Below are 15,373 nucleotides of genomic sequence, written 5' to 3' on the forward strand. Positions count from 1 at the left end.
CGGCTATTCAACGGTGACACTCTTGGCAAGATTGCGCGGCTGATCGACATCCGTGCCCTTGGCGATCGCTGCGTGATAGGCGAGGAGCTGCACGGGGATGGTATAGAGGATCGGCGCCACGAATGGGTCGACCTTGGGCAGTTCCACCACCGCCATCGCCTGATTGCCCAGCTTGCGCACACCATCGGCATCGGACAGGAACACGACCCGCCCACCGCGCGCCATGACCTCCTGCAGGTTCGAGAATGTCTTGTCGAAGAGTTCATCCGTCGGCGCCACGACGATGACGGGCACATTCTCGTCGATCAGCGCAATCGGACCATGCTTCATCTCGCCGGCGGCATAGCCCTCGGCATGGATATAGGAAATTTCCTTCAGCTTCAGCGCGCCTTCCAGCGCGATCGGGTAGGAGGTGCCGCGCCCCAGGAACAGCACGTCGCGGGCTTCCGCGACCTTGAGGGCGATTTCCTTCAAATGCGCATCATGATTGAGGATTTCGGCCACCCGTGCCGGGACCTCGGTCAGTGCGGCCGACAAGGCCGCTTCGCGTGCCGCATCAATGGCACCACGCGCCCGCGCCGTCGCCAGCGCAAGGCAGGCGAGGACGACCAGCTGGGTTGAGAAGGCTTTGGTCGAGGCGACACCGATTTCCGGTCCGGCCAAGGTATGCAGGACCAGATCGCTTTCCCGGCCAATCGTGCTTTCCGGCACGTTGAGCACAGAGATCACTTTCTGGCCGAGCGACTTGGCATAGCGAAGCGCCGCCAGCGTATCTGCCGTCTCGCCGGATTGCGAGATGACCAACATGGCCCCGTTGGGATCCATCGGCGCCTGCCGATAGCGAAATTCAGACGCAACATCGAGATCGACCGGCAGCCGGGCGATGCTTTCCAGCCAGTATTTGGCGACGAAGCCAGCCAGATGCGCCGTGCCGCAGGCCACGATCGTGAGCCGGCTGATCTTGGCAAGGTCGATCGGCAGATTGGGGAGCTGGATACGACGCTCCAGCGGATTCATGAAGGCCTGCAGCGTGTCGCCGATCACCGTCGGTTGCTCGGCGATTTCCTTCATCATGAAATGGCGATAGTTACCCTTCCCGATCAGCGCACCTGAGAGCGCCGTCTGCTTCACCTCGCGGTTGACGCGACGGCCGTCGTTATAGATGACGGCGCCATCCATCGAGAGAACCGCCCAATCATCCTCCTCAAGATAGCAGATGCGGTTGGTGAAGGGCGCCAGCGCCATCGCATCGGAGCCTAGGAACATCTCGCCATCGCCATAGCCCACGGCCAGGGGCGAACCGCGGCGGGCGCCGACGATGATGTCGGGCCGGTCGGCGAAGAGGATGGCCAATGAAAAGGCGCCGTGCAGACGGCCCATGGCACGTTCCATCGCCTGTTCCGGGGAATGGCCATGCTCGAGATAATGCGTCAGCAGATGGGCCACGGTCTCGGTATCCGTATCCGTGGTGAACTTCTTGCCGAGCGCACTGAGTTCTTCGCGCAGTTCCTGGAAGTTCTCGATGATCCCGTTGTGCACGATGGCGACCTTGTCGGTCGCATGCGGATGGGCGTTGTTTTCCGACGGGCGGCCATGCGTCGCCCAGCGCGTGTGACCGATGCCGATGGTGCCTTCAAGCGGCTGCTTCTCCAGCACCGCGCCAAGATTCCCGAGCTTGCCTTCGGCACGACGACGCTCAATGTGGCCATCGACCAATGTTGCGATGCCCGCTGAGTCATAGCCGCGATATTCGAGGCGCTTCAGTCCGTCGAACAGCAAGGGTGCAACTTCGGCCTTGCCGATGATACCGACGATACCGCACATGAACTTTTAACTCCTGCCTGATATTCCGGCGCCTTACTTGCGCGCCGCCTTGTCCTGTTTGAGCTTCTGCCGCTGCGCCCGGTAGTCGCGGGCGCGGCCGCTGCGCGAAACTTGTTCCGCGCGCGAGACAGCAATGGCATCGGCATCGACATCGCGCGTGATGACGCTGCCGGCGCCGACGATGGCGCCATCACCGACCCTGACCGGCGCCACCAATGCGGAATTCGAACCGATGAAGGCGTCGGCACCGATGATTGTGCGCGCCTTCACATAGCCATCGTAATTGCAGGTGATGGTCCCGGCGCCGATATTGGCCTTGGCGCCGATATCGGCATCGCCAAGATAGCTTAGGTGATTGGCCTTCGCACCTTCCCCCAGCACGCTATTCTTGATCTCGACGAAATTGCCGACATGGGCCTGTTCACCGATCTCGGTACCGGGGCGCAATCTGGCAAAGGGGCCGATGATGGCGCCGCTGGCGATCCTGGCACCTTCGATATGCGAAAAGGCGCGGATCTCGACATCGTCCGCGACCTCGACGCCGGCACCGAAGACGACGTTGGGGCCGATGATGACGTCGCGGCCAAGTTTGGTATCGGCGGCGAAGAAGACGGATTTGGGATCGATCAAGGTGGCGCCTTCGTCCATGGCATGGGCGCGGCGGATATCCTGGAACAGGCCTTCCGCAATTGCCAATTCGGCGCGACTGTTGACGCCCATCAGCTCCGCTTCGGGCGCTTCGACCACGGCACAGGCGCGGCCGTCGCGGCGCGCCAGTTCGACGATGTCAGTCAGGTAGTATTCGCCCTTGGCATTCTTGTTTTCAACGCGGTCGACGAGCGACCACAGCACCTTGCCGTCGATCGCCATGACACCTGAATTGCACAAGGTGACGGTGCGCTCATCTTCGCTTGCGTCCTTCCATTCGACGATGCGCTCAAGCATGCCGGCCTGGTCGAGGATGAGGCGGCCATATTTGGCCGGGTCCCGCGGCCGCATGCCGAGCACGACGACCGCCGGATTGTCGGTACCCGCGCGGCGCGCGACCAGCGCCTTGAGCGTCGCGGTCGCGATGAACGGGCTGTCGCCATAGAGCACCAGGACGGTGCCATCGAAGCTGGGCAGGGCTTCACGCGCGCAGCCGACGGCGTGGCCTGTGCCCAACTGGTCGTGCTGGATCGCCGTCGGCAGGGGCGAGACTTCGGCCACCACCTGCGTCATGCCCGGCGCCACCACCACCACCTGCGGCGACGCGCCGAGCGGCGCCAGATTGTCGAGGACATGGCCCACCATCGTCCGCCCGGCGATCCGGTGCATGACCTTGGGCAAGGCCGATTTCATGCGCGTACCCTTGCCAGCGGCAAGGATGATGGCGGCGGTCGATGGCGATTTGGCGGTCATGAGAACAACTCGATCCTGATACCGGCCGGTGCCGGGACAACCTGGTCCGGGCGGCGGCCCCCCACTTGCGATGCGGGGGAAAATGCCATATCCACCCCCCGCAATCCAATCCCCGCAGTTCGATGCCGGGCATCGGCCTGACTTGTGGTCCAAAAATACGGGTGAAAAGGGCGGAATTATGGCGTGGCGGCAATTCCTGGTGTTCGACCTCGATGGCACGTTGATCGATTCGGCGCCCGATATCGCCGACGCGGTCAATGCATTGCTGGGGGAACTGGGCAGGCCCGCCCTGCCGCTCGGCGACATCAAGACCATGATCGGCGATGGCGCTCCCGTCCTGCTCGCCCGCGCCTTGAACGCCTCGGGCCTGCCCCACGAAGCGGCGGAACTGATGCCGCGCTTCAAGACGATCTATGAAGCCGCCTCGACCAACCGGACGGTGCTTTATCCCGGGGTTCGCGAGATTCTGGAAACCTTCCGGCGCGAGGGGCGGCATTTATCGCTCTGCACCAACAAGCCGAGCGTCGCCACGCGCGTGGTGCTCGATCACTTCGGGCTCTCGGTCCTCTTTCAGGCCGTGATCGGCGGGGACACGCTTAAGGAACGCAAACCGGCCAAGGAGCCGCTGCTGGCGGCCATCGCGCAGTCCGGCGGCGATCCTGCATGTGCTGCAGAAACCGCCGTGATGATCGGCGACAGCCACACCGACCTAGCCACCGCCAAGGCCGGCGGCGTCCCTGGCGTGATCATCCCGTCAGGCTATGGCCGGCCCGCCGACCGCGCTGAACAGGGCGCCTATCACGAGATTGCGCGCTTTGCCGATTTGCCGGCATTGCTGGGCAAGATCGATCAAGGCTGAACGCTGACCAGGTCCAGCACCATCACACCCAGCGCATTCTGCGCCTCGATCCGCACGGGGATGGCGGGCAACCCCTCCACCGCCGGCGCCAGCCAAAGGCGCGCCGATTGCGGATAGAATTGCGATTGCTGGGCGACGTTGGAGAAGCCCTGCAACAGTTGCGGCTCCGCCCGGCATTCCGTCGCCGATCCGTCGTAATAGGATTGTTGCAACGGAGCGAGGTCGACAAAGCCGCCCTGCGCGAGGGTGAGGTCGTAGCGGCGGACGCCGTCGAACAGCTTGTAGGTTCCCTCGCATTGATGGGTCTTGGCAAAATGCGCCACCAGGCCGACGACAGCGCTCGCTGGATCCATGGTGCCGTTGGCAAAGCCCTGCGCCGCTGCCTCTTGCGCCTGGCGGGTGAGCGGCTGCGCGTTGATGCCAACCTTGCCACCGCTGCCATAGGTGAGCGTCACCGCTTCCTGCCGCCCCATGACCTGGGAGACGGATTGGAACCGTTGCGGCGCAGCCTTCTGGCCGGCAAGCGCCCCATTCGCCTTCACGCTCGCCTGATAGGGGTAGAGCATGCGGAAATTGCCGGCGGTCTGCCCATCGGCGGCAATGCTGTAGCCGCCATTGCCGGGGACGGTCCCGGCCGGCAGCGACACCGTGGTGGTCAGGGAGAAGACCGGCAGCCCGGCCATGTAGCCGGCATAGGTCAGTGTGACCGGCCGCGCCGCCCGGGCGGGTGCGTTGAGGACCGCAAGGCCGGCCATGGCGAGGCCCAGCGCGGCAAGGCCGGCCAGGAGCGGCATCGAAAAGTAACGCATTGAATCACCTTAAGGATCAGGGCGGGCGGTCATCATCAACTCGGCTGCTTGCACCCTTCTGTCAAGGGCAGCGCCCCCGCCTCACGTCACCGTGACCGGAGTCCTAGTCGATGCGGCGGTTTGAATTGACACAGGTTGAGGCGAAGGCTAAACAACGCGCCCAGACGCCAGCGGATCGGATCCTGACCGGCCGCGTTACGGCCACGGCGGGTGCGTAGCTCAGCGGGAGAGCACTACCTTCACACGGTAGGGGTCACAGGTTCAATCCCTGTCGCACCCACCATTACCCCGCTGAAAAACCTCATTATTATCTCGCAGTCGAATTCTATGGCTCGTGGCGGCCGTTGTCAGCGCGATCGCGCTCATAATGGCGCGTGAGCGGAAACGGGGGCAACCAGGCTTCGCGGCGCACGGTCCAGAGTTCGTAGGTCGGCCTCAATTGATCGGGCGCATCCAGGGACCCCAGATTCACCTCGATTTCGTCGCCACTGCGCGCGAAGACGGACGATCCGCAATGGGGGCAGAAAAACCGCCCCGCATAATCGCGTGTTTCGCCAGCAACCGTAACCGCGCTGTCAGGAAAGATCGCGGAAGCGTGGAAGAGCGCACCATGGTGCTTGCGACAATCCAGACAGTGACAAAGTCCCACTCGGTAAGGGCGCCCCGACGCCGCAAACCGCACCTTGCCGCACAGGCAACCGCCGGTGAACCGCTCCATGCTGCAACTCCTCCGCATTGAGACCGTTCGCCTGTTCTGAATGACGGGCGGCAGGATTGCAACCACGCCACCGCAGCCGCCCCCACGAGTCGCATGTGAACGGTATCTGACCTGGCTGCAGCAGAGACGATGGATGGATCCATATCGCCGCCGCTCAATCCTGGGCGTCGCCCGTGACCGAACTGAGCAGGCTGCTGCAGGAGACATCCACCGCGTCGCCGGGCTCGATCAGCGGAATGGGCACGCCCTTGCCGATGGAGATTTCCGGCTTGCGGATCTTTCCCCGCAATTCGATCGGGGCGTCGATGTCGAGCAGGCTGAAATCCTTGGCATCGGCTTCGATTTCGATGTTGATGGCCTGCGACTTCAAATTGGCGTCGCCGCGAAAGTAGAGCACCGAATCCGTCGTGTCGACGATGAACCGATCGAGGGTTGCCACGCCTTTATCGAGCGCGATGCGACCGGCGCCGCAGCGGATGGGGACGCGTTCGTCGTCCGTCACATAGAGGATGAGGGCCTGGCCGATATCGAGGCCAGCGAGTTCCACCAGCAGCCAACTGATGGCACCGCCTTTCATGCCCAGCCGGATATCGCCCTCGCCCGTGCCCATGACATCCGCCAGGGACTTTCCGTTGCCCTTCAACTTTACCCGGGCATGGATCTTGCCGTCGGTCGTATCGACATAAGGCGAGCCCTTGAAGAACGTCTTGAGATCGAGATTGGACAGCGCTAGATCGGCTTCGACCCGCGGGCGATCGGCCTTTGCATCCAGGATCATCGATCCTTGCACGACGCCGTTGGCCAAGCCCATCTTGAAGGGATCCAGCACCGCGCGCCCGTTGTCGATGCTGACATGACCATCTAGGGATTGCACCGGCAGGTAGTTCTCGGCAATGACCTTCTTGGCCTTGAGCGTTACGTCCATGTCCATGACCCGCAGCTTCTCGGTCTTGAGTTGGAGATCGGGGAACAGCTCGCCCTGGGCTTCAAGTTGCTTGGCGATTTTCTCCTGCTGGGCCGAGGCCGATTCGTTTCCTTCCGTGGCCGGAGGGATGCCGATGAGCGGACCGAGGTCATCAAAATCGAGCACCTTTGACGTCAAATCCGCCGTGAGCATGGGGCGCTTGGGGCCATAGTCGATCTTCACGTCGCCGCTGAGGTCGCTGTCACCGACGATACCGGTCATGTTCTGCAGCTGCCAGGCATCGCCTTTGTGCGTGAGATGCCCCTTAAGACTGTATGGCGGCGTGGATGGTGCAGGTACGCCAAGGATAGGGAAGATTTCAGAGAGGTCAGGCCCTTTCAGTTTCATCTGCAAGTCAACACCGGCGAGTTGGAATGGGTCGTCGACATGGCCGTCGATGTCGATGGCGGTCTGGCCGTAATCGATGACGAGCTTGAGTGGATAGGGTTTCGACGTGTCCTGCAGCAACGCGACGGAGCCGCCGGTAAAGGCGACTTTGATGGGCTTGCCTTCCAAGGTGCCGTCGGCCTGGAATTCGGTCCGGTCCCGCGCCTCCGCCTCGCCGGCGCCGAGCCGCAAATCGCCGTTCAGCGCCAGATCCTTCTGGTGATCGAGATAGGTCAGCTTGCCCCTGGTGACGACGAACTTGTCAATGATCGGCGCCTCGTCGCGCTCATCCGGCGCCGCGATCTCTGCCGCTGTCGCAAGGCCAGGGCTTTCGCCGAAACTCCAGTTGCCGCGGCCATCCTTGGCGCGCTCCAGCACAATCTTGGGTCGATCCAGGGTAATCTCGGGAAACTCGAATGCGCCGGTCAAAAGGGGCGCAAGACGCAGCTGGAAATCGATCATCCGCGCTTCCAGCATGTAGGGCTGTTTCGACCATGACGCATTGGCGATCCTGACATCGCTGAGGCGCACATGGGTCGTCCAGCCCCAATCGATCTGCGTACCGCCGATTGTCGTCTCGCGTCCGATCGCCGCACCCACCCGGCTCTGTGCCTCGTGGCGCAGGAAGTCCGATTGCAGCAGCGCGTATCCCGCAGCAACTGCCCCCAGCAGAACACCAATCGTGCTGCCGCAAACAATACCGAGGATCTTCAACGCCCTTCGCACATGCGCCTCCTTGCGGAGAAAGACAGAAGACCAAGTCGTCAGGTCTGCCCGAAGTTCCCCAAATGACAACGGCCCGCGCCTGGGTGGCGCGGGCCGTCTCGCCTATCAATGACCGGTTGGTTTAGTTCGGCCACAGATCCTTGTTGCTGGCGCGGAAGGTATCGATCTGCTTCTGCGCTTCTTCGCGGGCAATGCCGTAGCGCTCTTGAATCTTGCCCACCAACTGGTCCTGGTGGCCTTCGAGCTTGGTGATGTCGTCGTCAGTGAGTTTGCCCCACTGTTCCTTCACTTTGCCCTTGAGCTGCTTCCAATTGCCGGCGATCTGATCCTGGTTCATGGGTCTCTCCTTCCAGTAAGAAATGGAACACGTGTAAGAAACACGCGCTGTTTGATTCGGTTCCGCTCAATCGAGCAATGCACGCAGCATCCACACGGCCTTTTCATGCTCATGCAATCTGCTGGTCAGCAGGTCGGCGGTCGCTGCATCGCCAGCACCATCGGCCAGATCAATGGTTTCGCGGAAGGAGCGAGCCACGGCTTCATGATCGGCCACCAGCGCCTTGATCATGATCTCGCCCGCCTGGGTACCATCCGCATCTTCGATCTGTGTCAACTTGGCAAATTGCCCGAAACTGGCCGGTGCCGGATAGCCCAATGCGCGAATGCGTTCGGCTATCCCGTCAATCGCCCCGCCCAATTCTTCGTATTGGGCCTCGGTCAATTTGTGCAGGCCATAGAAATGGGCGCCGACGACATTCCAGTGAAACCCTTGCGTCTTCACATAGAGCGCATAGGTATCAGCCAAGGCGCGCGCCACACCGTCGGCGACGGCTTTGCGGTCGGCGTTCTGGATGCCGGTCTTCACGTTTTCGACATGCGCTTTCGCCTGCAGTGCTTGAGCACTCATCGGTCCGACTCCTTCTTATGTGACGGGGAAAGCGTCGCAGCCCACGGTGCTGCGACGCTTATCGTTTAAATGAACCAGATGATCTCTGGTTCCTGAGACATACCTATCGGCGCCCGATCAGGTAGCCGGCAATGGCACCCACCGCGAGCGTGGCTGCAAGCGTCGTGAGCGGTCGTTCCGACACCCGTTCACCGGCCTTGCGGGCCATAGCACCAGCTTCGGCCTGAACCCGTTCGGTGCCCTCTTTCAGGGCTTCACTGGCCTGGGCGGCCTTGTCGCGCAGAACATCGCCGGCATCGTGAACGGCGCGCTGGACGCCATCCTGGACGTTCTGGACATTGGGTCGGGCCGTGGAAAAATTCGTCATCGGATTAACTCCATCTTTTGATTTAAGGGCGTCTGCCTCCATAAATGCCTCGATGGTGTATTGGTTGCTCCGAAAGGGACTGTCGGGTGAGAAGTCATGAGGAATGATACAATCCACCCGGTTCCAGGTGATCGTGACGGAGAAAGAACAGATGGCGCAGCTCAGTATTCGCGAAGTCCGTAAAAGTTATGCTCAGGTCGATATCCTGAAGGGTATCGATATCGAGCTCGGCGATGGCGAGTTTCTGGTCCTGCTGGGGCCGTCCGGTTGCGGCAAGTCCACCCTCCTCAACATTATTGCCGGCCTGACGGATGTCAGCTCCGGCGAAATCCGCGTCGGCGACCGGGTCATCAACAACGTTCACCCCAAGGACCGAGACATCGCCATGGTGTTTCAGTCCTATGCCCTCTATCCCAATATGAATGTGGCCAAAAACATGGCGTTCGGGCTTGAGATGCGGGGCGTCGAGCGCCCGGCGCGCGAGGCGGCAGTGGCCAAGGTCGCCAAGCTGCTGCAGATCGAGCATCTGCTGGCGCGCAAGCCCGGCGAGCTTTCCGGCGGCCAGCGCCAGCGCGTCGCCATCGGCCGTGCCCTGGTGCGTGAGCCGAAGGTCTTCCTATTCGACGAACCGCTCTCCAATCTCGATGCCAAGTTGCGCGTGGAAATGCGCACCGAAATCAAGAAGCTGCACCAGCGCCTCGGCACGACGATCGTTTACGTGACCCATGACCAGATCGAGGCGATGACCCTGGCAAGCCGCATCGCCATCATGAAGGATGGCCTGGTCCAGCAATTCGCGACCCCCGCCGAAATCTATGACCGGCCGGCGAACATGTATGTGGCGGGCTTCATCGGGGCGCCGGCGATGAACTTCCTGCGCGGGCAAATTGCCCAGCAGGATGGGCGCCTGGGCGTCACCGCGGCCGTCAGGGCGCATGGCAACGAAGGCCCGCGTTTCCTGCCGCTGGCGCAGCCGACATCCGACATCCAGGGTTGGGTCGGCCGCGATATCGTCCTCGGCGTCCGCCCCGAAGCCATCTCCATTGCCGGCAGCCACGAACGTGCGAGTGCCAGCGCCGAGATCGAGGCGGAGATCGATGTCGTCGAGCCGACCGGCGCCGACACGCTCGCTTATTTCACCATGGGTGGCGCCAGCGCCGTGGCGCGGGTCCGCCCGCAGGACATTGCCGGGACCGGTGGCACCTTGCGCTTTGCCTTCGATCTCAGCCGCAGCAGCCTCTTTGACCCGGCGACGGAGGCGCGGCTGAATTAGTTCGGCGGGAAGCCGCTGCTGAAATAATACGTTTGGGCAGAATCGAGCAGAATCAGGCGATTGCCGCTGATCAAGGGTTGGCACCCGGCGGCCAGTCGGGGCAAACTGTGGCCGATGCCAGCGCAATCATTCATTCGATCCGCCCCCGTAGGGACCCCAAATGCAGCGTAACACCCTGATTTCTCAGCCATTCGACATGATCGTTTTTGGCGGGCGCGGCGACCTTGCCCGCCGCAAACTGATTCCGGCGCTTTACCATCTCGCCCGCGAACAGCGCCTGCCCGATGACGGCCGCATCATCTGCGTCTCCCGGGGGGCGATGGCGAACGAAGATTTCGTCAAGATGATGCATGACGATTGCATCACCCATTCCGGCGACGGCACCAAGGACGGGCAGTTTGACGAGCAATCCTGGGCCAGTTTCGCGACGCGCCTTACCTATCTTGGCCTCGATGCCACGGACATCAAAAGCTATGAGAGCCTCGCCACGCTGCTCAAAGGGCGCGAGGAGGTGGTGCGCGCCTTCTATCTGGCGACCGCACCGGATATTTTCGGTCCCATTGCCGCCAATCTGAAGGCGCTCAATCTCGTGACCCCGGCCTCGCGCCTCGTCCTTGAGAAGCCGCTGGGCAAGGACCTCGCCTCGGCACATGAGATCAACGCCGCTGTCGCCAAGGCCTTTACCGAGCCGCAGACCTATCGCATCGATCACTATCTCGGCAAGGAGACGGTGCAGAACCTGATGGTGCTGCGCTTTGCCAATGCCCTGTTCGAACCGCTGTGGAACCGCACCTATATCGACCATGTGCAGATTTCGGTCGCGGAGACCGTCGGGGTCGGCGGTCGCTGGAAATACTATAATGAATCCGGCGCGCTGCGCGACATGGTGCAGAACCATCTGCTGCAGCTGATCTGCTTGACCGCGATGGAGCCGCCCTCGACGCTGGATGCGGACATGATCCGTGACGAGAAGCTGAAGGTTCTGCGCGCCCTGCAGCCGATCCATGCCGCCGACGTCGCCCATGCAACCGTGCGGGGGCAATACAAGGCCGGCAACATCACTGGCAAGACGGTTTCGGGCTATCTCGAGGAAACCGATTCCGAGGCCCACAGCAATACCGAGACTTTTGTGGCGATCAAAGTCGCCATCGAGAACTGGCGCTGGGCGGGCGTACCCTTCTACATCCGCACCGGCAAGCGCCTGCCGTCGCGATCCTCCGAAATCGTGGTGCAGTTCAAGACGCCGCCGCATTCGCCCTATCCGGAATCGGCCGGTACGATCCATCCCAACAAGCTGGTGATGCGGCTGCAGCCCGATGAAGGCATCCGCCTCATCATGCTCAACAAGGGACGCGGTCCCGGCGAGTTGAAGCTGCGCCAGACGGCGCTCGATCTCTCCTTTGCCGAGACCTTCGGCGGACGCTCGCCCGATGCCTATGAGCGCCTGCTGCTCGATGTCATCCGCGGCCGGCCGGCCTTGTTCATGCGCCTCGATGAATTGGAAGCCGCCTGGCGCTGGATCGACGGCATTCAGCAAGGCTGGTCCGACACGGCCCTGGCGCCCAAGCCCTATGCGGCTGGCTCCTGGGGACCGAGTGCCGCCATCGCGCTCATTGAACGGGATGGCCGCACCTGGCACGAGGACGATATTTAGTGACCGTTCGGACGGCCGAATATGCCGACCGCGGCGCCTTGGTTGCGGCCGTTGCGGCCCAGATCGTCAAGGACCTGCAGGCGGCCGTGAGTGCTCATGGCAGCGCCATTTTGATCGTCCCTGGCGGCACGACGCCAGTCGCAGTCTTCGAGCATTTGGCTGCTACACCCTTTGCCTGGGACAAAGTGACGGTGGTGCCCTGCGATGAACGCTGGGTCGGCATCGAGCATCCCGACAGCAATGAAGGGCTGATCCGCCGGCATCTGTTGCAGGGCGAGGCATCCGCTGCCGGGGTCCTCGGGCTCTATCGACAGACCGCGACACCGGCCGAGGCTGTCGATGCTGTTGCCGCCGCCTTGGCCAAGCTGCCCCGCCCCTTTTCCAGTGTCTTTCTCGGCATGGGCGAAGACGGGCATTTTGCCTCGCTTTTCCCGGGCCGCCAGCAAACACCGGCAGCGCTCGACCTCAATAACAAGGCCGATATCATGGTCTTGCCCGAGCCGGCCAAGGGACATCCGCGCATCGGCCTGACCCTTTCGGCGCTCGTCGATTGCAGCCATGTGCTGCTGGCAGTGACGGGTGCCGAAAAACGGATTGTGCTGGACCGGGCGATGGCCGATATCAACGCTGATACCTACCCGATCGCGGCCCTGTTGCGACAGACCCGCACGCCGGTCGACATCTTCACAGGCGCATGAGGCACACCATGCATCCCACCATCGAAACCGTCACCACCCGCATCCGCGCCCGCAGCAAAGCGAGCCGCGAGAAGTATCTGGGCCGTATCGCCGAGGCACGCGCCAAGGGCGTCAAGCGCGGGCATCTTTCCTGCGGCAACCTCGCCCACGGCTTTGCCGCCTGCTCGGCCTCTGAGAAAGAAGCCCTCATAGGGACGACGTTGCCCAATCTCGGCATCGTCTCGGCCTATAACGACATGCTGTCAGCCCACCAGCCGCTCAAGGATTATCCGGAACAGATCAAGGCGGCAGTTGCCGGCCATGCCACGGCGCAATTCGCCGGTGGCGTTCCGGCAATGTGCGATGGCGTCACCCAGGGCCAGACGGGCATGGAATTGTCGCTGTTCAGCCGCGACGTCATCGCCATGGCAACCGCCGTGTCGCTGTCGCATGACATGTTCGATGCTGCCCTCATGCTGGGTGTATGCGACAAGATCGTTCCGGGGCTGCTGATCGGCGCCTTGAGCTTTGGCCATCTGCCAACCGTCTTCGTCCCTGCCGGCCCGATGCCGTCCGGCCTGCCCAATGCCGAGAAGTCGCGCATCCGCCAGCTTTATGCCGAAGGGAAAGTCGGCAGGAAGGAGTTGCTGGAGGCCGAGGCCGCGTCCTACCACGCGCCCGGCACCTGCACTTTTTATGGCACGGCCAACAGCAACCAGATGCTGATGGAAGTGATGGGCCTGCACATGCCGGGCGCCGCCTTCGTCAACCCCGGCACGCCCTTGCGCGCGGCGCTCACTGCCGCCGCCGCAAAGCGCGTCGCGGGCGCCACAGCTCTTGGCAATGACTACCGGCCGATCGGCGAGATGGTCGATGAGAAGGCCCTGGTGAATGCCATCGTTGGCCTGGTGGCGACGGGCGGATCCACCAATCACACCATTCACCTGATCGCCGTCGCCGCGGCCGCCGGCATCAAGCTGGAATGGCAGGATTTCGCCGACATCTCCGGTGTGACGCCGTTGCTGTGCCGCATCTATCCCAATGGCCAGGCGGACGTGAATCACTTCCAGGCCGCCGGCGGCTTCGGCTTCCTCGTGCGCGAATTGCTCGGCGCCGGCCTCCTGCATCGCGACGTCAAGACATTGGTCGGCGATGGTCTCGAGGCCTATGCGCAGGAACCCTATCTCGATGGCGATCAGCTGCGCTGGCGCGACGCACCGGCCCAGTCGCTCGACCTCGATGTGCTGCGCCCGGCCAGCAACCCCTTCGCGCCGGATGGCGGCATTCGCGTTCTCGGCGGCAATCTCGGGCAGTCGATCATCAAGGTCTCGGCCGTGAAACCGACGCACCGTGTCATCGAGGCGCCCGCCATGGTCTTCACCAGCCAGCATGCTGTGCAGAAGGCCTTCAAGGATGGCCTGCTGCACAAGGACGTGGTGGTCGTCGTGAAGGGCCAGGGCCCCCGCGCCAACGGCATGCCGGAACTCCATCAACTGACCCCGGCCTTGGGCGTGTTGCTGGATCTCGGCTACAAAGTCGCACTCGTGACCGACGGCCGTATGTCGGGCGCATCCGGCAAGGTGCCGGCGGCGATCCATCTCTCGCCCGAGGCCGTTGCCGACGGGCCAATCGCCCGCATCCGCGACGGCGACATCATCCGCCTCGACACGGAGACGGGCGAGCTCAACGTCAAGGCGCCGGACCTTGCAACCCGCAAGAGCGACGTTCCGGATACCAGCGCCCATGAAGCGGGCTGTGGGCGCGAGCTCTTTGCCGGCTTCCGCGCCTTGGTCGGCGGCGCTGAACATGGCGCGGCCAGCTTCGGCTGGGAAGGGATCGTATGAGCGCATCCCTCGCCCTGGTTGCCGATATTGGCGGGACCAACGCGCGCTTTGCCCTGTCTCGCCCGGGTATCGGCCTTGATCGCATGAAGACATTGTCGGCGGCCGACTACCCCAATATCGGCAACGCCATCACCGCCTATCTCGACTGGGCCAATGCGAAGCCGGAACTCGCTTGTTTCGCCGTTGCCTGCCCGGCCCGTGAAGACGAGATCGAGTTCACCAACTCTACATGGCACTTTTCGCGCAACGAGACCGCCCGGCATTTCGGCTGGTCGCGTCTCTCCACCATCAATGACTTCGAGGCCCTGGCCTTAGGTGTGCCGCATGTGCGCCCCGAGGGACTGCACAATGTGCGACGCGGAACGTCCGAGCCCAAGGCACCGCGCGCCGTGCTTGGCCCAGGGACCGGCTTCGGCGTTTCGGGTTTGGTCTGCGACCAGCATGGCGGCTGGGTGGCCCTCGCCGGCGAAGGCGGCCATGTCGGCTTTGCCCCCCAGGACGATCTCGAGATCGAAATGCTGCGCTACCTGCAAGCGCGTTTCGGCCGCGTCTCATGCGAGCGACTCCTCTCTGGCGAAGGTCTCGTCAACATCTACGAATTCCTCAGTGTGCAGGCCGGCAAAGCCGCCGAACGGCCGAGTCCGGCCGAGATCACGGCGCGCGGCCTCGAACAGGGCGAGCGCATCGCGCGCGATGCTTTGCGGCGCTTCTGCGCGATCCTGGGTTCGGCCGCCGGCGACCTCGCCCTCATCCTGGGCTCGACGGGTGGCGTCTATATCGGCGGCGGTATCGTGCCCCGCCTCCTGCCCATCCTGCTCGACAGCCCCTTCGAGGAGCGCTTCACGAATAAGGGACGCTTATCGTCGTTGCTGGCCGACATGCCGATCTATGTCATTCTCGACAACACCCTGGCGCTGCTCGGCGCCGCTGCAACTCTCAATCAAGGTGACCAATGACTGCCAC

The 15,373-nt window shown here is 62.9% G+C and carries 14 protein-coding genes and 1 tRNA gene; 7 read left to right on the forward strand and 8 right to left on the reverse strand.

Going from position 1 to position 15,373, the window contains the following annotated elements; genetic code table 11:
- Window positions 1-3: 3 nt before the first annotated feature.
- On the reverse strand, window positions 4-1,824 hold the full coding sequence (gene glmS / locus SMD31_RS16145; RefSeq protein ID WP_320501947.1) for a glutamine--fructose-6-phosphate transaminase (isomerizing): 1,821 nt from the start codon (window positions 1,822-1,824) through the stop codon (window positions 4-6).
- 33 nt (window positions 1,825-1,857) lie between these two features.
- Window positions 1,858-3,225 (reverse strand): bifunctional UDP-N-acetylglucosamine diphosphorylase/glucosamine-1-phosphate N-acetyltransferase GlmU, encoded by a 1,368-nt coding sequence (gene glmU / locus SMD31_RS16150; RefSeq protein WP_320501948.1) that lies wholly within the window; start codon window positions 3,223-3,225, stop codon window positions 1,858-1,860.
- Between the two features lie 178 nt (window positions 3,226-3,403).
- Between glmU and gph the strand changes: the two genes are divergently transcribed.
- Window positions 3,404-4,084 (forward strand): phosphoglycolate phosphatase, encoded by a 681-nt coding sequence (gph, locus tag SMD31_RS16155; RefSeq protein WP_320501949.1) that lies wholly within the window; start codon window positions 3,404-3,406, stop codon window positions 4,082-4,084.
- Here the strand turns inward: gph and SMD31_RS16160 are convergent.
- Window positions 4,075-4,893: a DUF3108 domain-containing protein gene (locus SMD31_RS16160; RefSeq protein ID WP_320501950.1), complete on the reverse strand. Its 819-nt coding sequence runs from the start codon at window positions 4,891-4,893 to the stop codon at window positions 4,075-4,077. The genes gph and SMD31_RS16160 overlap by 10 nt on opposite strands.
- Window positions 4,894-5,101: 208 nt before the next feature.
- Here SMD31_RS16160 and SMD31_RS16165 point away from each other — a divergent pair.
- Window positions 5,102-5,176 (forward strand) — tRNA-Val (locus SMD31_RS16165).
- Between the two features lie 42 nt (window positions 5,177-5,218).
- Here the strand turns inward: SMD31_RS16165 and SMD31_RS16170 are convergent.
- From SMD31_RS16170 to SMD31_RS16190, 5 genes are all read right to left on the reverse strand, one after another.
- The gene (locus SMD31_RS16170; protein ID WP_320501951.1) at window positions 5,219-5,611 is read right to left on the reverse strand and encodes a GFA family protein; all 393 of its coding nucleotides are present in this window, start codon (window positions 5,609-5,611) and stop codon (window positions 5,219-5,221) included.
- A gap of 154 nt (window positions 5,612-5,765) precedes the next feature.
- Entirely contained in the window at window positions 5,766-7,688 is a 1,923-nt protein-coding gene (locus tag SMD31_RS16175) for an AsmA family protein (protein WP_320501952.1), read from the reverse strand.
- Between the two features lie 121 nt (window positions 7,689-7,809).
- Window positions 7,810-8,025 (reverse strand): CsbD family protein, encoded by a 216-nt coding sequence (locus SMD31_RS16180; protein ID WP_320501953.1) that lies wholly within the window; start codon window positions 8,023-8,025, stop codon window positions 7,810-7,812.
- A gap of 66 nt (window positions 8,026-8,091) precedes the next feature.
- Window positions 8,092-8,595 (reverse strand): Dps family protein, encoded by a 504-nt coding sequence (locus SMD31_RS16185; protein WP_320501954.1) that lies wholly within the window; start codon window positions 8,593-8,595, stop codon window positions 8,092-8,094.
- A 103-nt stretch (window positions 8,596-8,698) separates the two neighbouring features.
- On the reverse strand, window positions 8,699-8,962 hold the full coding sequence (locus tag SMD31_RS16190; protein WP_320501955.1) for a glycine zipper domain-containing protein: 264 nt from the start codon (window positions 8,960-8,962) through the stop codon (window positions 8,699-8,701).
- A 151-nt stretch (window positions 8,963-9,113) separates the two neighbouring features.
- On the opposite strand from SMD31_RS16190, the gene SMD31_RS16195 reads away from it, so the two are divergent.
- The 5 genes from SMD31_RS16195 to glk all read left to right on the forward strand — a co-directional run bounded on the left by SMD31_RS16195 (window position 9,114) and on the right by glk (window position 15,366).
- The gene (locus tag SMD31_RS16195; RefSeq protein WP_407652150.1) at window positions 9,114-10,235 is read left to right on the forward strand and encodes an ABC transporter ATP-binding protein; all 1,122 of its coding nucleotides are present in this window, start codon (window positions 9,114-9,116) and stop codon (window positions 10,233-10,235) included.
- A 160-nt stretch (window positions 10,236-10,395) separates the two neighbouring features.
- The gene (zwf, locus tag SMD31_RS16200) at window positions 10,396-11,889 is read left to right on the forward strand and encodes a glucose-6-phosphate dehydrogenase (protein WP_320501957.1); all 1,494 of its coding nucleotides are present in this window, start codon (window positions 10,396-10,398) and stop codon (window positions 11,887-11,889) included.
- Window positions 11,889-12,587, forward strand: a complete 699-nt coding sequence (gene pgl, locus SMD31_RS16205; protein ID WP_320501958.1) for a 6-phosphogluconolactonase — start codon at window positions 11,889-11,891, stop codon at window positions 12,585-12,587. The genes zwf and pgl overlap by 1 nt, the downstream gene beginning before the upstream one ends.
- Before the next feature lie 8 nt (window positions 12,588-12,595).
- Entirely contained in the window at window positions 12,596-14,410 is a 1,815-nt protein-coding gene (edd, locus tag SMD31_RS16210) for a phosphogluconate dehydratase (protein WP_320501959.1), read from the forward strand.
- Entirely contained in the window at window positions 14,407-15,366 is a 960-nt protein-coding gene (gene glk, locus SMD31_RS16215; protein WP_320501960.1) for a glucokinase, read from the forward strand. Before edd ends, glk begins: the two co-directional genes overlap by 4 nt.
- Window positions 15,367-15,373: the final 7 nt, after the last annotated feature.

The sequence above is a fragment of the Dongia rigui genome (genome assembly GCF_034044635.1).
Classification (GTDB): domain Bacteria; phylum Pseudomonadota; class Alphaproteobacteria; order Dongiales; family Dongiaceae; genus Dongia; species Dongia rigui.